The sequence below is a fragment of the Microbispora bryophytorum genome (assembly GCF_006874465.1).
Classification (GTDB): Bacteria; Actinomycetota; Actinomycetes; order Streptosporangiales; family Streptosporangiaceae; genus Microbispora; species Microbispora bryophytorum.
The window spans coordinates 101,813-125,280 of sequence record NZ_VIRL01000016.1 but is presented as its reverse complement, the minus strand read 5'-3'; the positions used below and the strand labels follow the sequence as shown (position 1 = coordinate 125,280).

Here is a 23,468-nt window from a genome sequence, read left to right as displayed (position 1 = left end):
CGGCTCAGGAGTCGTTGTGCGCGTGAAGGTGGGCGAGACGGTCCTGCAGCTTCTCGTGCCGGAACCGGTACACCGGCCCCACCTGGCGGAGCAGCCCGACGCGATGGGCGTCCTCCAGAAGGCTCATCAGCCGTAACGGGATCCGTCCGCGGGCGCGGAGCATGGCGACGGCGACGAGGTAGATGGAGCTGGCTCCCGTGAACCCGAACGTGAGCGTGAACACGACACCGCCCGCGAGCCCGAAGGCGATCCCGGCCTCGGCGCCGCGCAGCAGCCCGGAGAAACCGTTCACGAGCGTCCCGGCGAAGCCGAACGCGAGGCCCAGCGCCAGCCCGAAGGTGAGGGAGCGCCCGTACACGAGCCGCAGGTCCCGCCGCAGCGTGATCAGCGGGCCCTGCGGCCGGTCGTTCGTGAGCGGGGTCGTCACCCACCTGTTGAATCCGAGGGTGACACCGCCGATGGCGCCGATGACGAGCGCGTACAGGATCAGGCCGTCGGCCCGCGAGGATATCCCCGCGACCCGCCACAGCGCGTACGCCGCGATCATCCCGACCGGGAGCACCGTGACCAGCCCGAGCGTGAGCTGCATGACGAACCGGCGCACGCTGCCGCGCCAGCGCAGGTTGGCATACGCCGGCTCCAGCGTGTAGCCCTTCAAACGCTCCAGGATGAGCCCGCCGGTGAGCCCGCCGACGAGCCCGCCCACCGGTCCACCGGCGAGCCCGAAAAGGAGCGCGTCCCGGAGGCTGCCTTCGTGCGGGCTGCGCAGCGCCACCACGGCGTCGCTGGTCAGCCCCACCGTGACGCCGACGGACAGCCCGACGGTCACGCCTCCGACAAGAATGCTCCAGCGTCGCGAGATCGCCCGATGAAGGCGCCACCAGCGGAAGTCCCTGGCGCCGATCGCCGACATGTGATGAGCGACGAACGACAGCCACCGGCGGGCCTCGTCCGGATCCCACGACCGCTGTGAACGGAACGGGTGGTCGTGCTCGTGCCGTTCGCTCGGATCGTCGTCGGGCGGCGTGGCCGCGAAGCTCGCCTGCACGAGGTTGTCGAGCAGGTGGTCGGTGACGGCGGCCGCCGTCGGGAAGCGATCGGTGTCGAACAGCGGCGCGGGGTTCGCGCGGGTCTCGACGTACACCTTGTGCAGCAGCCACACGACGAGCGGCGTGGAGAGGGCCTCTGACAGCGGGCCGTCCGGGTCGGCCTTCAACGCCGACAGCAGACCGGCCCAATCGGCTCGCTGCCCGGGAGTGAGCCGGTAGCGGAGATACGCGATGACGTCCGAGCTCTTCACGGGCCTGGGCTCGATGACGGCCGCGCCGGCGAGCGCCGCGCCGTCGCGGAGGTTGACGGCCGTCACGTACTCGGCTGTGCGGCAGGTGAGGATGAGCGACTCGACGGCCGAGGCGGCGTTCAGCGCGTTGATCACCCTCGGCCGCACGGTGTCGGGCAGCTCGTCCAGGCCGTCCAGGACCGGCAGGATCCGCCGATAGGTGACCAGGCCGCGAGCCGCGTCCGGACCGAGCTCGGGGGCGCGCAGCGCCGGATAGTTCTCCCGTAACCGCCTGCCCAGCCACCGATGGACGGGCTCGGCCGCCGGATCCCATCCGGACATCGACAGCAGCACGGGCACCGGATCACCGGGCTGGGGCTCCATCAGCAGTTCCCTCAGCAGGAGCACGGCCAGCGTCGTCTTGCCCATGCCGGCCTCGCCGAGGATCACCAGCCGGCGCCGGGCGAGCTTACGAAACCGATCGGCGATCTCCGGCATCCGGTCGGTGCGCCCGTCGAAGCGCACCCGCCCGAAGCCGAACCACGAGCGCACCAGCCGCAACCCGTCGACGCGCTCGTCCTGGTCCATCACGTCGAGACCGGAGATCTTCCAGCGGACCGGCAACCGCGCCGGCTCGTCGAGATCGCGCATCACGATCTCCTCGCGCCACTGCTCGTGCACGAGCGCCCGCAGCGCCCGCTCCGCGCGATCGATCTGCTCGACTGTGCTCGTGCCGCCCGTCTGCCGCCGCCGCCAGATGCCGACCAGGGGAGGGACGAGTGCGAAAACGCCGAGGGCCACGCTGGCGAGCTGTGCCCAGTTGACCGCCGCGTCCGACTCGGAGAGCGTGGTGAGCCCGTAGCCGATCCCGGCGACCGCGACCACCCCTGCGGCGGGGAGCACGACGCGACGCCAACCGGCCCAGCCTCTCATCCCCACATGGTGACATCGCGCGATCTATCTGACGAGAGCGCGATATGCCGTACGCGACGGGGCCTTCAGGCTTCGTGGATCCGGCCGGCCTCGACGACGACGCGGCGTGTCGTCTGGACGGCCTTCAGCATGCGGCGGTCGTGGGTGACGAGCAGCAGGGTCCCCGTGTACGAGTCGAGCGCGGACTCCAGCTGTTCGATCGCCGGGAGGTCGAGATGGTTGGTGGGCTCGTCCAGGACGAGCAGGTTGACCCCACGGGCCTGCAGGAGGGCGAGGGCCGCCCGCGTGCGCTCGCCGGGCGACAGCGTGGCCGCCGGGCGGAGCACGTGGCCGGCGCGCAGGCCGAACTTGGCCAGCACCGTGCGGACCTCGGCGGGCGGCAGGTCGACGAGCGCGCCGAACGCGTCGAGCAGCGGCTCGTCGCCCTCGAAGAGGGCGCGGGCCTGGTCGACCTCGCCCACGACCACACCGGGGCCGAGCGCCGCCGTCCCCTCGTCGAGGGGCACCCGGCCGAGCAGCACGCCGAGCAGGGTGCTCTTGCCCGAGCCGTTCGCGCCGGTGATCGCGACCCGGTCCGCCCAGTCGATCTGCAGGTCGACGGGTCCGAGCGTGAAGGCGCCACGTCGCGCGAGCGCGCCGCGCAGCGTCGCGACCACGGCCCCGGAGCGGGGCGCGGCGGCGATCTCCATGCGCAGCTCCCACTCCTTGCGCGGCTCCTCGACGACCTCCAGCCGCTCGATCGTCTTCTCGGTCTGCCGGGCCTTGGCCGCCTGCTTCTCCGTCGCCTCGGTGCGGAACTTGCGCCCGAGCTTGTCGCCGTCCGGGGCCTTGCGGCGCGCGTTCTTGACGCCCTTCTCCATCCAGGCGCGCTGTGCCCGGGCGCGGGCCTCCAGGGACGCCCTGGTGTCGGCGTACTCCTCGTACTGCTCGCGTGCGTGCCTGCGGGCGACCTCGCGCTCCTCCAGGTAGGCGTCGTAACCGCCGCCGTACGCGCGGACCTGCCCCTGGGCCAGGTCGAGCTCGACCACCCTGGTGACCGTACGGGCGAGGAACTCGCGGTCGTGGCTGACTACCACGGTCCCGGCGCGCAGCCCCGTCACGAAGCGTTCGAGCCGGTCCAGGCCGTCGAGGTCGAGGTCGTTGGTGGGCTCGTCGAGCAGGAACACGTCATAACGGCTGAGCAGCAGCGAGGCCAGCCCCACCCGGGCCGCCTGACCGCCGGAAAGCGACGTCATCTCCTGGTCGAGGCCGACCGTGAGCCCGAGGTCGGCGGCCACCTCCGCGGCCCGCTCCTCCAGGTCGGCGCCGCCGAGGGCGAGCCAGCGGTCGAGCGCCTCGGCGTACGCGTCGCCGGGATCGCCGCTCACGAGCGCCTCGGTGGCCGCGTCGAGGGCCTGCTGCGCGGCGGCGACCCCGGTGCGGCGCGCGAGGAAGGCGGCGACGGTCTCGCCGGGCCGCCGCTCGGGCTCCTGCGGCAGGTGGCCGACGTTGGCGGTGGGCGGGCTGAGCCGTACGCCGCCGTGCTCGGGGGCGTCGAGGCCGGCCAGCAGGCGCAGCAGCGTCGACTTGCCCGCGCCGTTCGCCCCCACCAACCCCACGACGTCTCCGGGCGCGACGACCAGATCGAGATCCGCGAACAGGACGCGCTCGCCGTGCCCGGCGGCGAGCTCCTTCGCGACAAGAGTGGCGCTCATCAGGACACCGACCCTACTGGGTCCCGGGCCGCCACGTATTCCTAGAGGTCCTCGGCGAGCGAGAGCAGGCGGGTGACGGTGTTCCAGTTGCGCATGGTCGCGGGGCCGGCCGAATGCCTGTCCAGCAGAGGCGGCAGCTTGGGACGTCGCAGCCCGTCGGGGAAGTAGACGTAGAGCTCCCGCTCGCCTGCCCGCATCTCCTCCGGGGCGTACGCCGCCGGATCGATGCTCGCCAGCCCCTCCCGGTCGGGGGGACGGGACAGGAAGACCACGGCGAACCGGGCGGGGTCCCGGACCTCCAGGGGGTTGTGCTCCACCACGCCGCGAAGCTGCTCAGCCGTACGGACGATCACCGCGACGGACAGGCCGAGCTCCTCCCGGAGCCCGCGCTCGATCGCGGCGGCGACCGAGCCGGCGTCGCCGTCCGCGGTGAACAGGGCGTTACCGCTGCGCAGGTGCGTGCGCACGTTTCCGTATCCGAGCCGTTCCAGCAGTGCCCTGAGATCGGCCATCGCCAGCGCGGTGGCGGGGTTGACGTTGATGCCGCGCAGCAGCGCCACGTATCGCATCGCATCGCCTCCTTCCCGCCGGAGGCTACCGCCCGTTCCTGTCAGCCCGCGTCAGGTATCGGCGGTCGTCTGACCGGCGGCCACCGATCGTCGCTGGGCGCGCCAACACGACCGTTCGGCGATTGGTGATCTCCCTGTGACTCGTGAGTCCTTACGCTGCCGCCGAGTAACCGTCCCGCCGGCCCGCGCGACGGCTCCGTCACGCGGATCGGCCGGGCACGCCTGGTCCGTGTCCGATTGGAGAACGTGTGACGACCCCCCGCGCCGACCGCGGCCGAAACCCCGACCGAAGCCCGCTGAACTGGCTGCTCCTGCTGCCGATCGCGATCCCGCTCATCCCGCCCCTGTTCAACTCCGACGAACCGCGGCTGTTCGGCATCCCGATGTTCTACTGGCTGCAACTCGCCTTCATCATCCTCGGCGTCACCTCCACCACCCTCGTCTACCGCGCGACGAGGAGGAGCCGGTGAAGACCACCGAGATCGTCATCTTCACGCTCCTGTTCCTGGTCGTCAGCGGCATGGGCTTCGTGGCCGCCCGCTGGCGCCGTCCCAAGGACCTCGCCACGCTGGACGAGTGGGGTCTCGGCGGGCGCAGCTTCGGCAGCTGGATCACCTGGTTCCTGATCGGCGGCGACCTCTACACGGCCTACACGTTCGTGGCCGTGCCCGCCCTGATCTTCGGCGCGGGCGCCATGGGCTTCTACGCCGTGCCGTACACGGTGGTCGTCTACCCGATGGTGATGCTGGTGCTGGTCCGGCTGTGGTCGGTCTCGCACGTGCACAACCTCGTCACGCCGGCCGACTTCGTCCGCGTGCGCTTCGGCTCTCCCACGCTGGCGCTGCTCGTGGCGATCACCGGCATCGTCGCGACCATGCCGTACATCGCGTTGCAGCTCGTCGGCATCGAGGCGGTGCTGAAGACGATGGGCCTGACCGGCGACCTGCCGCTGATCATCGCGTTCGCGATCCTCGCGGCCTACACCTACCAGTCCGGGCTGCGCGCCCCCGCGCTGATCGCGTTCGTCAAGGACTCGCTGATCTACCTGGTGATCCTGGTCGCGATCATCTACATCCCGGCCAAGCTCGGCGGCATGGGCTCGGTCTTCGACGCCGCGAAGGCGAAGTTCGACGCGACCCCGGCTCCGGGCGACGGCACCCTGCTCAACGCGAACAACCAGCTCCAGTACGTCACGCTCGCGTTCGGCTCGGCGCTGGCGCTGTTCCTGTATCCGCACAGCGTCACCGGCATCCTCGCCTCGCGCAACCGGAACGTGATCAAGCGGAACATGTCGGCCCTGCCGGCCTACAGCCTGCTGCTCGGCCTGATCGCGCTGCTCGGCTACATGGCGATCGCGGCCGGGGTCACGCCGATCGGCAAGGACAACAACACGATCGTGCCGCAGCTGTTCGACAAGATGTTCCCCGACTGGTTCGCCGGAGTGGCGTTCGCGGCCGTCGGCATCGGCGCGCTCGTGCCCGCCGCGATCATGTCGATCGCCGCGGCCAACCTGTTCGCCCGCAACATCTACCGGGAGTACTTCAACCGGAACGCCAGTGCCTCCCAGGAGGCCACGGCCAGCAAGATCGCTTCGCTGGTCGTGAAGGTCGGCGCGGTGCTGTGCATCCTGCTCATCGATCCGCAGTTCTCGATCGACCTGCAGCTCATCGGCGGCGTGATCATCCTGCAGACGCTCCCCTCGGTGGGCCTCGGCCTCTACACCCGGTGGTTCCACCGGGGCGGCCTGATCGCGGGCTGGGCCACCGGCATGGCGGCCGGGATGCTGCTGCTGTACAACATCGCCAACCCGGCCACCAACCACGACCACTTCGGCAGCTCGGCCTTCCCCCTGTCGCAGCTCGGGTTCGACACCAAGATCACGGTGTACGCCGGGTTCCTCGCGCTGATCGTCAACCTGGTCGTCGCCGTGCTCGGGACCGTCGTGGCCCGCGCGCTCAAGAGCGCCGACGGCCCGGACGGCACCCGGCCGGAGGACTACTTCGCCGACAAGGGCGACCCGCGCGTCCACGAACTGGAGACCACGGCGCCCGCCGCCTGATCGGGATCCACGCCGACTTGTGGCCGGCTTGACGCGGCGGGACGTTCCGCGTGGAGCCGGCCACAAGTGCGCGGTGGGACAAAGAGGCATCACCTCGAACGACGAAGGAGCCAAGGATGCCTCTCAGCAACGATCTGATCATCACCGGCGGCCACGTGATCGGCATGGACCCGGCGGTGCCGGACGGCCCCGCCGACGTGGTGGTCCGCGACGGCGTCATCGTGTCGGTCGGCCCCGCCGCCGGAGTGTCCCCGGAGGCGGACGTCGTGGACGCCTCGGGTTGCGTGGTGATGCCGGGCCTGGTCGACACCCACCGCCACACCTGGCAGTCGGCGCTGCGTCACATCGGGCTGGACTGGAGCCTGATGGACTACCTCGGGGCCGCGTTCCTCCAGCTCGGGCCGAACTTCCGGCCGCAGGACGTCTACGCCGGCACCCTGCTCGGCGCGCTCGGCGCGCTGGAATCCGGGATCACCACGCTCGTCGACTGGTCCCACATCCAGAACACCCCCGAGCACAGCGACGCCGCCGTGGCCGCGCTGCGCGACAGCGGGATCCGGGGGGTCTTCGCCTACGGCTGGCCCCAGGTCGACCCGCTCCGCTGGGTGGGCGACCACAGCGACGCGGAGCTTCCGGCCGACGTCCGCCGGGTCAGGGACGTGCTCCGCGACGACACCGCCCGCGTGACGATGGCCCTGGCGGCGCGCGGCCCCGAGATTTCCGCCCCCGCCGCGGCCCGGCGCGACCTGCTGCTCGCGCGGGAGCTCGGCCTGCGCGCCACCATGCACGTCGGCTCCGCCGACAAGGCCGGCAGCGTCGGATGGCTGCACGACGAGGGCCTGCTCGACGAGACGATCACGCTGGTGCACGCGAGCGCGACCGGCGACGACGAGCTGAAGGCCGCAGCCGGCGCCGGCGCCACCGCGAGCGTGTCGCCGTTCATCGAGATGACCATGCCCGGGCTCGGCACGCCCGCGACCGGCCGTCTCCTGCGAGCGGGCCTCGTCACCGGCCTCAGCACCGACACCGAGGTCGCCACCTCGGGAGACATGTTCACGCAGATGCGCGCCGCCCTGGCACACCACCGGTTCACGCAGGACCCGGCGCCGCTGACCGCCGCCGGCCTGCTGCGGATGGTCACCGCCGACGGCGCCGCGGTCGCCGGGCTGTCCGCCGTCACCGGCAGCCTCACGCCCGGAAAGCGGGCCGACCTGATCGTGGTCGACGCCGGCACCCCCGCCATGGCGCCGATGCTCGACCCGCGCGCCGCCGTCGTCCTCGCCGGCCACCCCGGGCTGGTCCGCACGGTCGTCTGCGACGGCGTGGTCGTGAAGCGGGACGGCGTGCTCACCGGGCCGGTCGGGCGGGCCATGGACGCCGCAGCGGCGAGCCTCGCCCACCTGCGCGAGGCCGTGCCCGCCGTGCTCTGTGCCTAGGACCGCGTCGCTCTGTGCCTAAGACCGCGTCGCTGTGGGCCTGAGACCGCGTCGCTGTGGGCCTGAGACCGCGTCGCTGTGGGCCTGAGAGCTCTGTCTCGGCCGATGATCGTGGCACAATCCCGGCATGGCGGTCATGTTCCGGGTGCTCGGCCCGGTCGAGGCGTACGTCGACGGCGTTCCCGTCGACCTCGGCGGGCCGCGGCCCCGGTTGCTGGTCGCCCGTCTGCTGATCGCCAGGGGCGCGACCGTGTCGGTGGACGCGATCCTCGACGACCTGTACGACGGCACGCCGCCGCCGCGCGCCCAGAGCACGCTGCACAGCTACATCTCCAACCTGCGCCGGGTGCTCGAACCCGGCCGCGCTCCGCGCACGCCCTCGTCCGTGCTCCTCAGCCGCCCTCCGGGCTATGCGCTCGGGGCGCACGAGGTGGACGCCGACGACTTCGTCCGCCTGGCCCAGGCCGGCGAGCCGGAACGCGCCCTGGCCCTGTGGCGCGGCACGCCGTACGAGGAGTTCGGCGACGTGCCCTGGCTGCGGCCGGAGATCGAACGGCTCGCCGAGGCGCATCTGGTGACGCGGGAACGGCTCCTGGCCGGGCGGGTGGGCGACCCGCACGTGGTGGGCGAGCTGGAGGCACTGGTGGCCGCCCATCCCCTGCGCGAGGGGCTGTGGGAGCTGCTCGCCCGCACGCTCTACGCCCTGGGCCGGCAGGCGGACGCCCTGGAGGCGCTGCGCACGGCCCGGGGCCACCTGGCCGAGGAGCTCGGCCTCGACCCCGGACCTGCGCTGCGACGCCTGGAGCAGGCGATCCTCGCCCAGGACCCGGCCCTCGACGGTCCCGCCCCCGTACGGCAGGGCCGGGCGGCGCCAATCGAAACGGCACGGGCCGAAGCGGCGCGGGCGGGAGCGGTGCGGGCCGAGGCGGCGCGGGCGGACCGGCCGGAGCGGCGCGCCGTCGGCCGGGGGACGCAGTGCGACCGGCTCGACGAGCTGGCGCGGGACGTGATCCAGGCGGCCCGGGGCGTGGCACAGCGCGGGCCGGGCATCGCGGTGATCTCCGGTGAGCCGGGGATCGGCAAGACATGGCTGGCGGAGGCGTTCGCGGAGCGGCGGGCCGCCGAGGGCTGGCTGGTCGCCTGGGGCAGGTGTCACGAGACCTCCGGCGCGCCCGCGCTGTGGCCGTGGCAGCAGGTCGTGCGGGATCTCGCCGGCCGGGTCCCCCCTTCCCCCGCGCAGGCCGCCGCCCTGCGGGTGCTGCTCGGCGACGCCGCCGCGGGGGACGACCCCGCTCCGGGTGCCGGACGGCCCGCCGAGGCGAGCGAGGCCCGGTTCCGGCTGCACCAGGCGACCGCGGCGTACCTGATGGCGGTCGCGGCCGACCGGCCGCTGCTCGTGGCGATCGACGATCTCCAGTGGGCCGACACGGCGTCGCTGGGCCTGCTGTCCGACCTCGCGTTGCTGCTGCGCGGCGCGGTCGCCATCGTGATCACCGTGCGGTCCGGCGAGGGCGCGGCCGCGGTGCACGACACGCTCGGCCTGCTGGGGCGGCACGACGCCCTCCGCCTGCCGCTGGCCGGGCTCGACCCCGCCGCGGTCGCCGAGCTGTCGGGGCTGCGCGACGCGGCGAGCGTGGCGGCGCTCGCCGAGCGCACCCGGGGCAATCCGCTGTTCATCCGCGAGACCCTCCGGCTGGCCGAGGACCAGGGCATCGACAGGGCGCTCACCGGGGTGCCCGAGGGGCTGGCCGACGTCCTGCGCCGCCGCCTGCTCGACCTGCCCGCCCGGCACCGTCCCGCCATCGACGCGGCGGCCGTGCTCGGCACCGGCGCGGACCGGCGGCTGCTTGCCGAGGTCGTCGCGGACGCCTCGGGCGCGGACGTGGACGAGGCGCTCGACGCCGCGACCGCCCTCCGCGTTCTGGACGAGGACCTGCGCTTCACCCACGATCTGGTCCGGGAGACGGTCTACGCCGACATCCCGCCGCGCCGCCGGGCCGGGCTGCACCTGGCCGCGCTCCGGGCGCTCGAACTGCGGCCGGGGGCCGATCTCGCGGTCCTCGCCAGGCACGCGCTGGCCGCCGGTTCGGCCGCCGCGGCGGAGGCGGTGCGCTGGGCGTCGGCCACGGCGGGGCAGGCGGCCGGGCGGCACGCGTACGAGGACGCCGCGCAGTGGTGGCGCCGGGCGGTGGAGGCGCACGGAACGCTGCCCGGCGCCGACCCCCGCGAGCACGTCGAGCTCCTGCTCCAGCTGGTCCGCGCGCAGCTCGCGGCCGGTCACGGCTTCTCGGCCAGGCAGACCCGGGCGGAGGCGGTGCTCGCGGCCGACAGGTCCGGCGACCCGCTGCTCGCCGCGCGGGCGCTGACCAGCCTGGACGCCCCGGGATTGTGGAAGTTCTACACCTACGGCGACGTCGAGCTGCACACCGTGCGGCGAATCGAGGACGCCCTCACCGCGCTGCCGGAGGGAGACTCCGAACTGCGCTGCAGGCTGCTCGGCTGCCTGGGAATGGAACGTTACGACGGCTCGGCCGACCCCCGCTGCGACACCGCCACGGCCGAGGCGCTGGCGATGGCCCGCCGTCTGACGGCCTCGGGGGAGGCCGGTCCGGAACTGCTGGCGATCACCCTGAACGCGCGGTATCTGGGCGTGCAGCTCCCCGAGCACATGGCGGAGCTCGACGCGATCGGCGAGGAGCTCACCCGGCTCGGGCTGCCCGGGTTCGAGCTGCTCGGCCACATGATCAGAGAGCGGACCCGGATCGACCTGTTCGACATGGCGGGCGCCGACCGCGCCGCCGAACGGGCGGGGGTGCTGGTCGAGCGGCTCGACCTGCCCTGGCCACGGTTCCAGCACCTCATCTGGACCGGGACCCGGCGCCTGCTCGACGGGGACTTCGACGGCGCGGGCAACGCGTACGCCGCGGCGGCCGAGGCCGGTGAGCGGCTCAACCTGTGGCACACGAGCAACACGCTCTCCTCGGCGCTGCTCACCCGGCACTTCGCGATGGGGGACTACGACGGCGCCGAGGAGCTGATGGCGCACTACTCCCCCTTCCCCGCCCACCGGCAGGTGATAGGCGTGCTCATCGGCGACTGGCGGGGCGACCGCACGGCGGCCGAGGCGGCGCGCGAGCAGGGCTGGCATCCGCTGCCGCGCGACTTCGGCGAGCTGCCGGGGCTGTGCCTGCAGGGCGAGGCCCAGATCATCGCGGGCGACCACGAGGCGTGCGCCCTGACCTATCGCCGGCTCCTGCCGTACGAGGACAGGATCGCCTTCGGGGCGGGGACGTTCTGCGCCGGGCCGGTCGGCTACTACCTGGGCCGGATGGCCCACCTGGGCCGGGCGGCCGGGCCGGAGACGGCGCGGGCGCATCTGGACACGGCCGCGAAGCGCTGCGCGGCGAACGGGCTGACCTGGTGGGCCGCCCGGATCGCCCGCGAGCGGGACCGGATCGCGCCCTGACCCGTCGCCCTTCCGGCGCGTCCGGCCTGCCCTTCATGACACGCGGACGCCTCCGGGAGTGGGCCGCAAGTGGACGTTGAGTGGCGGTGAAGGCGGCGGGGCCATCGTGGGGCCATGACAACACCGACGCAGACCCGGCGCCGACCGGGCGACCCCGTCCCCGACCTCGTCACGTTCCTCGTCTTCCACACCGGCCTGCGGCGCGAGTTCGGCAGGCTGGCCGAGGTCCTCGACCGCTGCGACCCCCGCGACGAGCGGCGCCGCGCGGTCGTCGACGAGCACCTCGCACTGCTGCTGCGCGCGCTGCACCACCACCACACCGAGGAGGACGAGGCGATCTGGCCGCTGCTGCGCGGTCTCGTCCCGGAGGCCGCCGCGACGCTGGACCGGCTGGAGGCCGACCATCAGGAGATGGACACCGTCATCGGCAGACTCTCCGGCGGCGGCCGGCCGGCCCGCGAGGTCGCGGCCGACCTGCGCTCGCTCGACCGGCTGCTGAACACCCACCTCGACCTGGAGGAGTCCGAGGTCGTCCCGCTGATCAGGGAGCACGTCAGCGCGGCCTGGTGGGAGGAGTCGGGCAAGAAGGTCACCAAGAGCCACGCCCGCGACCTGCCGATGCTGGCCGCCTGGCTGCTCGACGTGGCCGCCCCCGCCGACCGCGACCACATCTTCGGCTCCGCTCCGGCCGTCATGCGGGTCCTCTACCGGCTCTCCTGGCGCCGCGCCTACGAGCGCCGGGTCTCCCAGGTATACGGGTGACCGGTGCACGGGTGACCCCGCCGGCTGTTCCCGGCCCGGCCCGCCGCGCCCCCGCCCCGTGAGGACGAGGTGGAGGACGCGGCGGGGGCTCGCCGGGCGTGCGGCGGGGCCGTCAGGGCTTCGTCGCGTCCGGCGCGGGGCGCCGGGCGTCGAACTCCTCGTCCGGGATGACCAGCTCGTTGCCGGCCAGGCCGGCCTCGCCGGAGACCGCCGCGAGCTCGGAGCCGAGCGACTCGTGGGCGGCGGCGCGGTGACCGCGGCCGACGCGGTCGGTCAGCAGCGACGCCAGGGCGGCCACCACGCACGCGGCCACGGCGAACCAGAAGGCGATGACCAGGCCCTGGTGGAAGGGGCCCGCGATGAGGTGCGGGAAGAACTCCTTGCTCGTCAGGTGGGCTCCCCCGTCGGGCAGCCGGTCCAGGATGCCGCCGAGGAGCTGCCGGAACGGGTTGTAACCGAGGAACGCCGCGAACAGCACGGCGATCGGCGGCAACTGGGCGATGCCCTCGGCCTGCGCGGCGGGCACGCCCTGGGCCACCAGCTCGTCGTGCATGGTGTGCGGCAGCGACTGCGACAGGCCCGCGATCATCAGGCTGAAGAACACGCCGATGGACAGGACCATCGAGGAGTTCTGGAAGGTGGCGGTCATGCCCGCGCCGACGCCGCGCGATTCCGCCGGGACCGAGTTCATGATCTCCGCCCGGTTGGGCGAGGAGAACAGGCCGGACCCGACGCCGTTGATCAGGATGAGCAGCGCGAAGACGCCGTAGCCGAAGTCCGTGGGCAGGGTCATCAGGGCGTAGAAGCTGGCCGCGGTGACGAGGGCGCCGCCGACCGTGAACATCCGCGGCCCGAAACGGTCCGACAGCCAGCCGGAGACCGGCGCCGACAGCAGGAAGCCCACGGTCAGCGGGATCATGTAGATGCCCGCCCACAGGGGCGTCTCCTCGAAGCTGTAGCCGTGCAGCGGCAGCCAGATGCCCTGCAGCCAGATGATCAGCATGAACTGCAGGCCGCCGCGTCCGAGGGCGGTCAGCAGGCTGGCGACGTTGCCCGCGAGGAACGCGCGGCTGCGGAACAGCGAGAGCCGGAACAGCGGCTCGTTCACCCTGGTCTCGATCCAGGCGAACAACGCGAGCAGCAGCACGCCCCCGCCGAGCGCGGCGATCACCCAGGGGTTGCCCCAGCCCATCACGCCGGTCCCGTACGGCTGGATGCCGTAGGTGATGCCGACCAGCAGCGTGATGAGGCCGACGGCGAAGGTGGCGTTGCCCCACCAGTCCATCCGTGCCCGGCGCCGCACGCCGTTGTCCTTGAGCTTGACGTACGCCCAGATGGTGCCGAAGACGCCGAACGGCACGGAGACCAGGAAGATCGCCTTCCAGTCGACGGGGGCCAGGACGCCGCCGATGACCAGGCCGAGGAAGGAGCCCGCGATGGCGGCGATCGAGTTGATGCCGAGCGCGGTGCCACGCTGGCGGACGGGGAAGGCGTCGGTCAGGATCGCGGTGGAGTTGGCGAACAGCAGCGCGCCGCCGATGCCCTGCACGATCCGCCATCCGATCAGCCACATCGCCCCGGCGTCGCCGTCCATCCAGGTCAGCGACAGCATGACCGAACAGATGCTGAAGACCGCGAACCCGAGGTTGTACATGCGGACCCGGCCGAACATGTCGCCCAGGCGGCCGAACATCACCACCAGCACGGCCGTGACGACCATGAAGCCCATCATCATCCACAGCAGGTAGCCCGTGTTGCCGGGGTCGAGCGGGTTGAGGTGGATGCCGCGAAAGACGTCCGGAAGGGCGATCAGCACGATGGACTGGTTGATCGTCACCATCAGAACGCCGAGGGTGGTGTTGGACAGCGCGATCCATTTGTACCGCGAGGGCGGCGCCGACTGCGGTGACGCCCCCGCCAGGGACTGGTTCGCTACGGCCACGGAGTGGTTCCCCTCCTCTTGGTCCGTACAGCGCACGGCCTGTTTCCGCGCAGCGCGTGACGGACGGACAGTTAGTTAGCGCAACTAAGTTACCCCGACCGGATGGCATCGATGTTTCAGGGGCATGCCCTACGAAGACCACCATGGGGCCCTTAAACGGATTTGGGCGCTATCTGACCTGATTCCGGACGGCGGAAGGAGGCCGCGTCAGGACGTGAGCGCCCCGGCGATCACGTCGGCAAGGCTGTCCACCACCGTGTCGCGATCGAGCCCGGGGTTCCCCAGCCACCAGTCGCCGATGGCCTGCACCATGCCGACGAACGCGTGGCCGAGCACCCGGGCGCGTACCGGATCGGCGACGCCCTCCTCGGCGAGCAACGCGCCCAGTTCCTCGCCGACGCCGCGCACGATGGCGGCCATCCGCGTGCGGGTGCGGCTGTCCTCGGCGCTGGCCCGGTGGAACAGGAAGCGGTAGAGGTTGGGGTTGGCGGAGATGGTCTCCAGGTAGGCCTCGATGGCGCCCCGGGCGCGGACCCGGGGGTCGGCCACGGGCCTGGCGATCTCCAGGCGCAGCAGGTCGACCACGACCCGCGTGTGGCGCTCCGCGAGCGCCTGGTAGAGGCCGCTCTTGTCGCCGAAATGGCGGTAGAGGATCGGCTTGGTGATCCCCGCCTCCGCCGCGATCGCGGCCATCGACGCCTGCGGGCCCTGTCTGCGGATCACCCGGTCGGCCGCGTCGAGCAGGTCCCTGCGCCGCTCCGGGCTCCGGCCGCCCGCCGTACCTCCCGCCGTACCTCCCGCCGCGCCGCCCGTCGTGAGCCCCGTCATGAGCACAGCATAGGTGCCGATTCCGCGTCTCCTGGATCAAGACCGGGCTCTATGGGCGATCACTCCGGTAATGTGCCGGACGCAGGTTTCTGGTCTGAGTTGTTGTGGTGTCACGGCTCCGCCGGGTCCTTCGGAGGTGTGGGGTGGGCGAGGCGGGCGGACCGCTGGTGCCGGGCTACGAGGCGCTCGGGATCCTCGGCCAGGGAGGCTTCGGGGTCGTCTACCGGGCCAGGCAGCTCGCGGTGGGCCGCGAGGTCGCGCTCAAGGTCGACAACCGTGTGCTCGTCTCCGACCGCGACCGGCGCAGGTTCATGCGCGAGGTGACGTCAGCCGGCGCCCTGTCCGGCCACCCGCACGTGGCCGACGTCTACGACGCGGGCGTGCTGCCCGACGGCCGGCCGTACATGGTGCTGGAGCTGTGCCCGAACGGGTCGCTGGCCGACCGGCTGCGCGAGGCCGGGCCCCTCGCCCCCCGCGAGGTGCGCGACATCGGCGTCAAGATCGCCGACGCGCTGGCCGCCGCCCATGCCGTGGGCGTCCTCCACCGCGACGTCAAGCCCGCCAACATCCTGGTCAACTCGTACGGCATGGTCGCCCTGTCGGACTTCGGGCTGGCCACGATGCCGGGGCAGGGCGGCGCGGCGCCGGGCGAGGTGTCGGTCACGCGCGAGTCGCTCACGCCCGCCTACGCGCCGCCGGAGGCGTTCGACCTCACCGAACCCACGGCCGCCGGAGACGTGTACGCGCTCTCGGCCACGTTGTACGCCCTGCTCCAGGGCAGGCCGCCGCGGTTCCCGGACAGCGGCGTGGTGAACGTCGCGGCCATCATGGCGCTGCACCGGCTGCCGATTCCCGACATCCCCGGTGTGCCCGCCGCGCTCACCGCCGTCCTGCGCCACGGCATGGAGACCGATCCGGCGCAGCGGATCCCGACGGCCGCCCGGCTGCGGGACGCGCTCGCCGCCGTGACGCCCGACGGCCCCGCCCCTGCGGATCACCGGCCTCCCGCCACGCCGGGGCACTCGCTCACCGGTCCGGCCGGAGGCGTCCCCGCGAGCGGTCAGGACCTGCGCCGCGCGGCGACCGCGCCGAACGCGGCGCCGGGCCACTGGCCAGGCGGGCCTCGGCCGCGGAGCCCCCGGCAAGGGTCCGCTCCCCCGTCCCCGCCGCGCACCGGCATGTCCCGGCAGTCGATCGTGTTCGCCGTGATCGCCGCCGTCTTCGCCCTGCTGCTCACGGCCGGGATCGCGGCGCTGGCACTGGGGGACGGCGACCGGGGGGCGCGGCTCCCCGGCTCCACGTCCGGCCTCGGCGCGGACCACACCGGACCCGGCCCCACGGACGCACTCTTCTGATCGCCGTCTCCCGGGTGCCCGGCACGGGCGAGGAGGCGGACGCGTTACATGGGCGGCGACTCCGGGGGCTTGCGCGTTCGCCTCGGTTTCGGCGCCGCGCCCTGCTCCCGCCGCGGCCCGTCGGCCACCGGCGTGCCGCGCGCCGCGCGTGTCTTCCCCGTGCTCGGCGGCTTCGCGGTCTTCCCGGTCTTCGCGGTGTTCGCGGTCTTCCCGGGCCTTTCCGGCTCCGCGGGCTCTCCCGGCTCCGCCGTGCCCGGCGCGGGCGGGGCCACCAGGGAGCCGTACTCGGTCAGTGAGTCGCGCAGGTAGTCGATGAGGTCCCACACGTCGGGCACCATGTCGCGGTCGGTCACGATCCCGAAGCCGAGCCTGCCGTCGTAGGAGAACACCGTGATGTTGATCCCCCCACTGACGTCCGTGATCACCGACATCGGGTAGAGCGCGGTGACCCGCGCCCCGCACACGTAGAGCGGCGTCTGGGGCCCCGGCACGTTGGAGATCATGAGGTTCATCGCGGAACCCGTACGCGAGGCGATCCGGAAGGCGGACCTGGCCGCCAGCGCGCTCAGCGCGGCCGGCATCGCCTGACTGAACTCCAGGAGCCAGGCCGCCGGCGCCGCGGCGAGGCGTTCCTTCAGCAGCCGCGTCGAGCGGTTCACCGTCATGAGCCGGTCGCGCGGATCGGCCACGTCCGTCGGCAGGGAGGTCATGGTCAGCATGACCTCGTTGGCGGCCGAGCCGTTCGCGGCCTGTCCCCGGGTGGAGACCGGGATCCCGGCGACGAGCGGCTGACGGGGCAGCTCGTCGCGCTTGGCCAGCCAGCGCCGCAGCGCCGTGGCGCACATCGCCATGACGACGTCGTTCACCGTGACGCCGGAGGCGTTCTTGATCCGCTTGACCTCGTCCAGGGGCAGCTGGCCGAACGCGAAGCGGCGGTGCCGCGAGATCGGCCCGGAGAACGGCGTGCGCGGCACCGCCATGCGGGGCAGCTCGGGCAGCGGCTCGGCGTCCCCGCCGATGCGGCGGACGAACCGCGAGACCAGCCCCGCCCCCGGGAGCTGCGCCACGAACGGCACCTCGTCCAGCCGCGGCACCGCCTCGGCGATGAAACGCAGCAGGGCGAGCGGGTTGTCCAGCACCCGGGCGACGCCCCTGATCACCATCTCCACCATGTCGGGGGCCGGCTGCGGCTCGGCCGCGGCCTCCGGGGGCACGGCGGCCGGCTCGGCCTCGAAGTCCATCACGGCGGCCAGCACCTCGGCCCCGGTGACGCCGTCGACGGCGGCGTGGTGGACCTTCGTGTAGATCGCCACCCGGCCCCCGGCCAGGCCGTGGATCAGGTAGATCTCCCACAACGGCCGCCCCCGGTCGAGCCGTGCCCCGTGCAGCCGGGCGACCTGCTCGGCGAGCTTGTGGTCGTCTCCGGGAGGCGGCAACGCCAGCTCCCGTACGTGGTAGTCGAAGTCGACCTCGCGGTCCTCCGCCCAGTAGGGGTGGTCGAGCCCGAAGGGCACCTCGACCAGCCGCCTGCGCAGCGGCGGCGCGAGATGGAGCCGCCGCTTGAGCAGCGCGATCAGGTCCTCGCGGGTCAGCGCGCCGCCGGGCCTGCCGGAGGGGTCGAGAATCGTGAGCGCCGCGATGTGCGCGAGGTTGGTGCCCGTCTCGAAGTTGAGAAACTGCGCGTCGAAGGCGCTGACTTGCTGTGCCATGCCTACTCACGTGCCCCGAAACGCCGGGATCGGACCGCCGGGGAAGCGGGTGTTTCGCATGCTCAGTGCCGGTGGCCGGCCCCTGTGGCCAGCCCCGGTGCTCAGTGCCGGTGCTCAGTGCCGGTGCTCAGTGCCGGTGCTCAGTGCCGGTGCTCAGTGCCGGTGGTCGGCGTCGGGCTGGGCCGGGTCGGCCGGATGCTCGTGCCCCGGCGTGAGCACGACCGAGTCGGCGTGCCGTGCGTCGAGCCACCGGGCGAAGGCCCGCTCCCCGTTCTCCTTCGCCAGCTCCGCGCGGAGCCGCTCCCGCACGTCCGCGTACGGCTCTCGCCGCGCCGCCTCGATCCGCTCGACCACCAGGGTCCAGGGGCCGCCGGGGCCCTCCACGGGCCCGACCGTCTCACCCTCGCGGGCGGCGAAGACCGCGTCCTCGATCGACCCGGCGATCTGCCCCCGCCGGACCGGCCCGAACGGAACGACCCAGCGCGTCTCGGGCGTCGTGAAACGGTCGAGGTTGCGCCGGTAGTAGTCACGCACCTCGTCCTCGGACGGCTCGCGGCCCGCGGAAAGCGCCCGGCACACCGCTCGCGCCGCCGGTGACGCCGCCAGCACCGCCGCCGCGACTCCTCCGGTGCGCAGCGCGCCCGCCAGGGTGAGCACGGCCCCGGGCGCGACGGCGTGCTCGGGCGCCAGCCCGAGGCGGGCCGCCTCCTGCCCGGCCAGCGCCTCGGCCACCATCACCTGCACCAGCCAGCGGCGCAGGTTGCGGCCCTCGGCGGTCTCCGGGCGCGGCAGCCGCGCCGCGAGCGGGCCGCCGCGCAGCAGGCGTAGCCGCCGGTCCACCTCCGCGACCGTGACCACCTGCTCCCCCACCACCGCCGCGATCGCGCCGTCGCCCGCGAGGACGCCCTCCGGCGGGAAGACGCCCCCGGTCACGCGCGCCGCTCCCGGCGCCCCCGCGAGGAGGTGTCCATCGGCGAAGCGTCGCGCGGAACCGGCCGGCGCGCCGCCGGTCGGGGGAACGTCCGGGCCGTTCACCGCTCGACCTCGACCTCGATCGTGTCGGTGTAGTGCAGCCACCCGGCGCAGGCGATCTTCACCAGCGCCCACCAGCGGCCCGGGCGAGCGCCCGGCGGCACGCGTACCGGAAAGCGCACCTCCGCCTCACCCTCGGGCGGCACGACCGCCCCGCTGTTCCACTCGGGGAACATCTCGAACGTCTGCCACGAGCTGACGAGCTGCGCCTGCGCGCTGACCGGCGACCGCGCCTCCGAGTGCAGCCGGACCACGACCTCCGCCCGGCCGCCGGGCGTCAGCCGCAGGTGTGGCGGGTGGCCGAGCCCCTCCAGCGTCACCTCCAGCCCCGGTGACCGCCGCCCGCTCTCCCCCGGCCGGAACACGTGCAGCCGGGTCACGTCCTCGTACGCCTGGCCGCCGGACTCGATGCGCGCGGTGAGCAGGTGGAGGCCGGTCTCGGCGTCGGCGGGCGGCGTGAGCCGAACCGGCACGGTGGCGTGGCCTCCGGGACGCAGCACGTACGGCCGGACGGCGGGCGCCACCGACCAGCCGTCGGGGGCGGTGAGCGTGACCACGCCCTGCGCCAGATCCTCCGTGAGGCCGGAGGCGACGGTCAGGGTGAGGTCCACCGGCCCCGCGACGTCCAGGTCGGACGGGGACAGGTGCACGGCGACCGGCAGGTCGCCCATCGGCGCGGGCCCGGTGTTGTTCAGCCAGTAGCGCGTGTGGACCGGCTGGTGCGGCTCGGTCTCCGGCACCTCCGGCACGGTCCCGCCGGCCGCCGGCCTGCCACCGGTCGCCGCGCCACCGGTCACCGGATCGGCCGCCCGCTCCCCCACCACATCTGGGGGCGGCCCGGGACGGAGCGGAGCGACCAGAGTGACGATCTCCATGCCGTCGAGGGTGCCGGGGGCGTCCCCTGTGACGTTCTCCAGGAGGCCGGCCCGCCGCCACGGCGCCGTTCCCTCGGAGCCGGTGCTCAGGGGCAGCGTCGTGGTGATCGACAACGGGACGGTCCGGCCGCCGGCCTCGTACACGCGGGCGGTCAGCGCGGTCACCGGACCGGGCACCCGGCCCGAGGCGATCGGATTGCCCGCCGCCTTGAGCGCGGTGAGGACCAGGCCGGGCCCGGTCTCCAGGAACGACCGCGACTCGCCCGCCTGCCCGTCCCGCCCGCCCTGCCCGTCCCGCCCGACCCGCCCGACCTGCCCGACCCCGCCCACGGTCGCCGCCAGCGGGTGGTTGACGTCGTGGCCGAGCCGTACGAGATCGGCCGCGCGCCAGTCGCCCGAGGCGGCGACCAGCGAGCACTCGAACGAGTGGGTCCAGTGCTGGAGCTGGAAGCCGGAGCCGTCGGGCGCGGTGCGGCGCGGCGGGTCGATCCACACGCCGGACGGCCAGCCGGTGCACGACCGCATCAGCGACACGTGCAGCGCCCCCGACGGATCGACCGCGAAGCCCGGGGTGCCCCGGTTCACCAGCCCGATCGTGTAGTCGTCGAGGACCGCGTCCGCGGGCTCGGCGTCCGTCACCACCTCCACCACCGCGTCGGCGAGGTCCTCGATCAGCTCCCCGACCGCGCCCTCCCCGCAGACCACGAGCACCGGCAGGTCGCGCAGGCCGGTGAGATCCGCGCCCGGCACCCAGACCTTCTCCAGCGGCTCGTCCGCGGGCACCCACAGGCGGGCCCGGCCCTCGGCGTCGAGACGCGCGCGCAGCTCCGCGGCCTCCGCGTCGTCCAGCAGCGCCGCGACGAACGGGTTCTCCTCAGGCGTGCCGACCGCGATGCGCACGTCGGGGAGGTTGGAGTCCACGGCGAGGTCGCCGTATCGGGGCCCGGACCCGGTGGAGCACGTCGAGGTCACCCCCTGCCGTACGAGCGCCACCGCGAGGTCCCTCAGGTCGCCGGCGGCCTCGTCCCCGGGCGCGATGATCTCGGCGACGCCGACGGCCCGCGCGCCGAGGGGCCGTCCGGCGGGCGAGCACAGCGCGACGCGGGCGGTGGACGACAGCGCGAACCAGTGGTGCGCGGGGTTGTCCAGCGTCCACGGGTGCTCCGCGGCGTCCACGTCGATCAGGCCGAACCCCCGGCCGACGACGGCGCCGGCGACCTCGCTGACCGGCAGCGCCCCCGGCACCCGCACCGGCCAGCGCAGCCGGATCAGCACGTCGGAGCCGTGGAACTCGTCCACGTGGGTGGTGAGGTCCACCCGCGGCAGCCCGTCCCAGAGCGTGATCTCCTGGGTGTAGACGACCGGTCCGACCCGGCCGCCGACGATGATCCGCCGGCCCGCCGGGCACTCGGCGACGGCGACCTCCGCGGGGGCCCCGGCCGAGCCGCTCACCCCGCCGCTCGGCACCAGGTGCCAGGGGCCCTCGCCGAAGCGGGGGTGCGCCGGGTGCTCGTCGTAGACGAGCAGTTCGTTGCCCACCCGGTCCTGCTGCAGCAGCTCGCGGCCCTCGACGGTGAGGCTCGACACCGTTCCGCCGCGCTCGGGGTCGACCTCCACCGTGTGCGTGGCGTTCTCGATCCTGCTCCCCTCGCGTACGGCCCAGCCGATCGGGGCGGGCTCGGCGGTGGGCACCACCCGGAACGTGCGGTATCCGAGCGCGGGCACGTCGTCGGCGACGAAGACCGCGTCCACGGCCGCGAGGCTGCCGTCGGGGTGCCGCTCGGGATGTTCGAGCAGCAGACCGCGCGCGGGCGGGTCGAGCGCGACGCCGTACGCCCCCGGCTCGGGCAGCGTCAGCCGCACGCGGACGAGGTCGGTCCTGGGCCAGGAGGAGGGATTCCAGACGGCGACGCCGGTCAGGCCCGCGCCGAGGCGGCGCAGCGACGCGTCGAGGACCCGCCCGCCCAGGTCGTACGCCTCCCGCCAGCCCGTCATCAGGTCGAGGTAGACCTGGTCGGACTCCGACCCGGTGATGCCGTCGTGGTGCGCGCCGTACGCGATCTGCCGCCAGGCCTTGTCGAGGGCGGCGTGCGGGTAGGGCGCGCCGAGGGTCGCGGTGGCGACGGCGGCGAACTTCTCGGCGTCGGCGAGCCGCGTCTCGGCGTGCCGTTGCGCCTGTTTGGTGTCGATGTACGACACGTCCTTGCCGGTGTAGATCGGGTTCATGTCCCGCGTCTGCGGCGTCAGGCGGACGCCCTCGTCCCGCACGGCGGCGAAGAAGTCCCTCGGCAGCCCGCAGACGAACCGGGGCGAGACGTAGCGCCGGTTCCAGTCGCGCTGGATCTCCATGACCCACGTGTTGGGCGGGGTGTAGTCGGTGCCGACGGGCAGCAGCACGTTGCGGGTCGCGGCGACCTTCTTGAGCAGCGTGAACAGTTCGTAGACGGCGGCCTCGGCCCGCTCCAGAGTGGGCGCGGAGTCCATCCACCATCCGGCGCTGTAGTGCGCCGGCATGTAGTGCGTCGTGACCCCGCGCCCCGACGGCGACACCCACTCGAACTCGGAGGGGAACTGCATCACCGAGGGGTCGCCCCAGCCGCCGCCGGCGAGCATCGGGCCCCACTGGTGGTAGGGCCCGCGCGCCCACGAGCTGGAGGTCAGCCCCGCCTCGGCGGCCAGCCCGGGGAACTGGGGGTCGTGCCCGAACGCGTCGAGCTGCCAGGCCGTCGCCGGGTCGCCGCCGAGCACGTCGCGCTGGAAGCCGATCCCGTGGACGATGTTGCGGATCGTCGCCTCGGGCCCGGTCAGGTTGGTGTTCGGCTCGTTGTACGTGCCGCCCATGAGCTCCAAACGGCCCTCGGCGAGCAGGCGGCGCAGGTAGGCCCGGTCCTCGGGGTGGGCGTTCCAGTACGGCTTGAGGTAGTCGGCCTCCGCGAGCACGAACGTGTATTCGGGCTCCCTCCTGGCGGTGTCGAGGTGGAGCCGGACGAGGTCGAATCCCGCGTGCTGGAACTCCTGCCGGTTCGCCTGCGCCAGCCCGCCCGCGTGGTCCCAGGTGGCGGTGTAGGCGGCCTGGGTGTTCCACCAGACCGGGTCGTAGTGGAAGTGGGGGATCATCCAGACCGTCCACCCCGGCTCGGCCACCAGCAGCTCGTCCTCGGCCAAGCACCGCTCCCGGCCCGCGGCGGCCCGCACGGTGATCGGGACGCGCGCGCCTGGGACCGCGGCGGGCGCGGCCGCCCCCACGGGCGCCTCGACGTCCACCGGCGTCTCGACATCCACCGCCGCCGCGACGACCACGGGCACCTCGACCACCACCGGCACCGTGCCGGAGGGCTGCCCGTCGGCCGTGTGCTCGCCCCGCACCCCGGGGCCGGTGACCTTGACCACCGGGGATGCGTCGTCCGGCACCTCGTCGAGGACGACGCGGACCACCTGGCGCGGGCCCTCGCCGGTGGCCGTGCGGACGAACAGCTCGGTGGATTCGACGGCGGTGATGCGCATGCGCACCCCTAACTGCGGCTCCCCA

At 73.5% G+C, this 23,468-nt stretch carries 14 protein-coding genes; 6 read left to right on the top strand and 8 right to left on the bottom strand.

All coding sequences use genetic code 11. The features are described 5' to 3' along the window. Positions 1–4: 4 nt before the first annotated feature. The 3 genes from FLX07_RS25745 to FLX07_RS25735 all read right to left on the bottom strand — a co-directional run bounded on the left by FLX07_RS25745 (position 5) and on the right by FLX07_RS25735 (position 4,475). On the bottom strand, positions 5–2,212 hold the full coding sequence (locus FLX07_RS25745; RefSeq protein ID WP_142574232.1) for an NACHT domain-containing protein: 2,208 nt from the start codon (positions 2,210–2,212) through the stop codon (positions 5–7). Positions 2,213–2,277: 65 nt separating this feature from the next. Then, positions 2,278–3,906 carry an ABC-F family ATP-binding cassette domain-containing protein gene (locus FLX07_RS25740; protein WP_142574230.1) on the bottom strand — a complete coding sequence of 543 codons (1,629 nt, stop codon included), beginning with the start codon at positions 3,904–3,906 and terminating at the stop codon, positions 2,278–2,280. Positions 3,907–3,947: 41 nt separating this feature from the next. Beyond that, positions 3,948–4,475 (bottom strand): DUF1697 domain-containing protein, encoded by a 528-nt coding sequence (locus FLX07_RS25735; RefSeq protein ID WP_142574228.1) that lies wholly within the window; start codon positions 4,473–4,475, stop codon positions 3,948–3,950. 248 nt (positions 4,476–4,723) lie between these two features. Here FLX07_RS25735 and FLX07_RS25730 point away from each other — a divergent pair, with 248 nt between their 5' ends. The 5 genes from FLX07_RS25730 to FLX07_RS25710 all read left to right on the top strand — a co-directional run bounded on the left by FLX07_RS25730 (position 4,724) and on the right by FLX07_RS25710 (position 12,198). Further along, positions 4,724–4,945: a DUF3311 domain-containing protein gene (locus FLX07_RS25730; RefSeq protein ID WP_208762386.1), complete on the top strand. Its 222-nt coding sequence runs from the start codon at positions 4,724–4,726 to the stop codon at positions 4,943–4,945. Further along, entirely contained in the window at positions 4,942–6,534 is a 1,593-nt protein-coding gene (gene mctP / locus FLX07_RS25725) for a monocarboxylate uptake permease MctP (protein ID WP_280116557.1), read from the top strand. The genes FLX07_RS25730 and mctP overlap by 4 nt, the downstream gene beginning before the upstream one ends. Positions 6,535–6,650: 116 nt before the next feature. Further along, positions 6,651–7,970: an amidohydrolase family protein gene (locus FLX07_RS25720; RefSeq protein ID WP_142574225.1), complete on the top strand. Its 1,320-nt coding sequence runs from the start codon at positions 6,651–6,653 to the stop codon at positions 7,968–7,970. Between the two features lie 127 nt (positions 7,971–8,097). Then, a complete protein-coding gene (locus FLX07_RS38550) occupies positions 8,098–11,436 on the top strand; it encodes an ATP-binding protein (RefSeq protein ID WP_142574223.1) in 3,339 nt (1,112 codons plus the stop codon). A 114-nt stretch (positions 11,437–11,550) separates the two neighbouring features. Beyond that, a complete protein-coding gene (locus tag FLX07_RS25710; RefSeq protein ID WP_142574221.1) occupies positions 11,551–12,198 on the top strand; it encodes a hemerythrin domain-containing protein in 648 nt (215 codons plus the stop codon). A 112-nt stretch (positions 12,199–12,310) separates the two neighbouring features. Here FLX07_RS25710 and FLX07_RS25705 read toward each other — a convergent pair whose 3' ends face one another. Then, positions 12,311–14,140, bottom strand: a complete 1,830-nt coding sequence (locus tag FLX07_RS25705) for an MFS transporter (protein WP_229689597.1) — start codon at positions 14,138–14,140, stop codon at positions 12,311–12,313. A 207-nt stretch (positions 14,141–14,347) separates the two neighbouring features. Further along, positions 14,348–14,968 carry a TetR family transcriptional regulator gene (locus FLX07_RS25700; RefSeq protein WP_142574220.1) on the bottom strand — a complete coding sequence of 207 codons (621 nt, stop codon included), beginning with the start codon at positions 14,966–14,968 and terminating at the stop codon, positions 14,348–14,350. Positions 14,969–15,111: 143 nt separating this feature from the next. On the opposite strand from FLX07_RS25700, the gene FLX07_RS25695 reads away from it, so the two are divergent. Beyond that, positions 15,112–16,323, top strand: a complete 1,212-nt coding sequence (locus tag FLX07_RS25695; RefSeq protein WP_142574218.1) for a serine/threonine-protein kinase — start codon at positions 15,112–15,114, stop codon at positions 16,321–16,323. Positions 16,324–16,367: 44 nt separating this feature from the next. Here FLX07_RS25695 and FLX07_RS25690 read toward each other — a convergent pair whose 3' ends face one another. The 3 genes from FLX07_RS25690 to FLX07_RS25680 form a co-directional block, all read right to left on the bottom strand. Beyond that, the gene (locus FLX07_RS25690; RefSeq protein ID WP_208762385.1) at positions 16,368–18,032 is read right to left on the bottom strand and encodes a WS/DGAT/MGAT family O-acyltransferase; all 1,665 of its coding nucleotides are present in this window, start codon (positions 18,030–18,032) and stop codon (positions 16,368–16,370) included. Positions 18,033–18,185: 153 nt separating this feature from the next. Next, positions 18,186–18,965 (bottom strand): peptidylprolyl isomerase, encoded by a 780-nt coding sequence (locus FLX07_RS25685; RefSeq protein ID WP_142574216.1) that lies wholly within the window; start codon positions 18,963–18,965, stop codon positions 18,186–18,188. A 98-nt stretch (positions 18,966–19,063) separates the two neighbouring features. Continuing rightward, positions 19,064–23,443, bottom strand: coding sequence for a glycoside hydrolase family 38 N-terminal domain-containing protein (locus tag FLX07_RS25680; RefSeq protein WP_142574214.1), 4,380 nt, complete (start codon positions 23,441–23,443; stop codon positions 19,064–19,066). Between the last annotated feature and the right edge of the window lie 25 nt (positions 23,444–23,468).

Coding starts and splice junctions, on each gene's coding strand:
- FLX07_RS25700 (WP_142574220.1), bottom strand. CDS start 14,968: ATGACGGGGCTCACGACGGGCGGCGCGGCGGGAGGTACGGCGGGAGGT.
- FLX07_RS25680 (WP_142574214.1), bottom strand. CDS start 23,443: ATGCGCATCACCGCCGTCGAATCCACCGAGCTGTTCGTCCGCACGGCC.
- FLX07_RS25710 (WP_142574221.1), top strand. CDS start 11,551: ATGACAACACCGACGCAGACCCGGCGCCGACCGGGCGACCCCGTCCCC.
- FLX07_RS25735 (WP_142574228.1), bottom strand. CDS start 4,475: ATGCGATACGTGGCGCTGCTGCGCGGCATCAACGTCAACCCCGCCACC.
- FLX07_RS25740 (WP_142574230.1), bottom strand. CDS start 3,906: ATGAGCGCCACTCTTGTCGCGAAGGAGCTCGCCGCCGGGCACGGCGAG.
- FLX07_RS25720 (WP_142574225.1), top strand. CDS start 6,651: ATGCCTCTCAGCAACGATCTGATCATCACCGGCGGCCACGTGATCGGC.
- FLX07_RS25745 (WP_142574232.1), bottom strand. CDS start 2,212: ATGAGAGGCTGGGCCGGTTGGCGTCGCGTCGTGCTCCCCGCCGCAGGG.
- FLX07_RS38550 (WP_142574223.1), top strand. CDS start 8,098: ATGGCGGTCATGTTCCGGGTGCTCGGCCCGGTCGAGGCGTACGTCGAC.
- FLX07_RS25690 (WP_208762385.1), bottom strand. CDS start 18,032: ATGGCACAGCAAGTCAGCGCCTTCGACGCGCAGTTTCTCAACTTCGAG.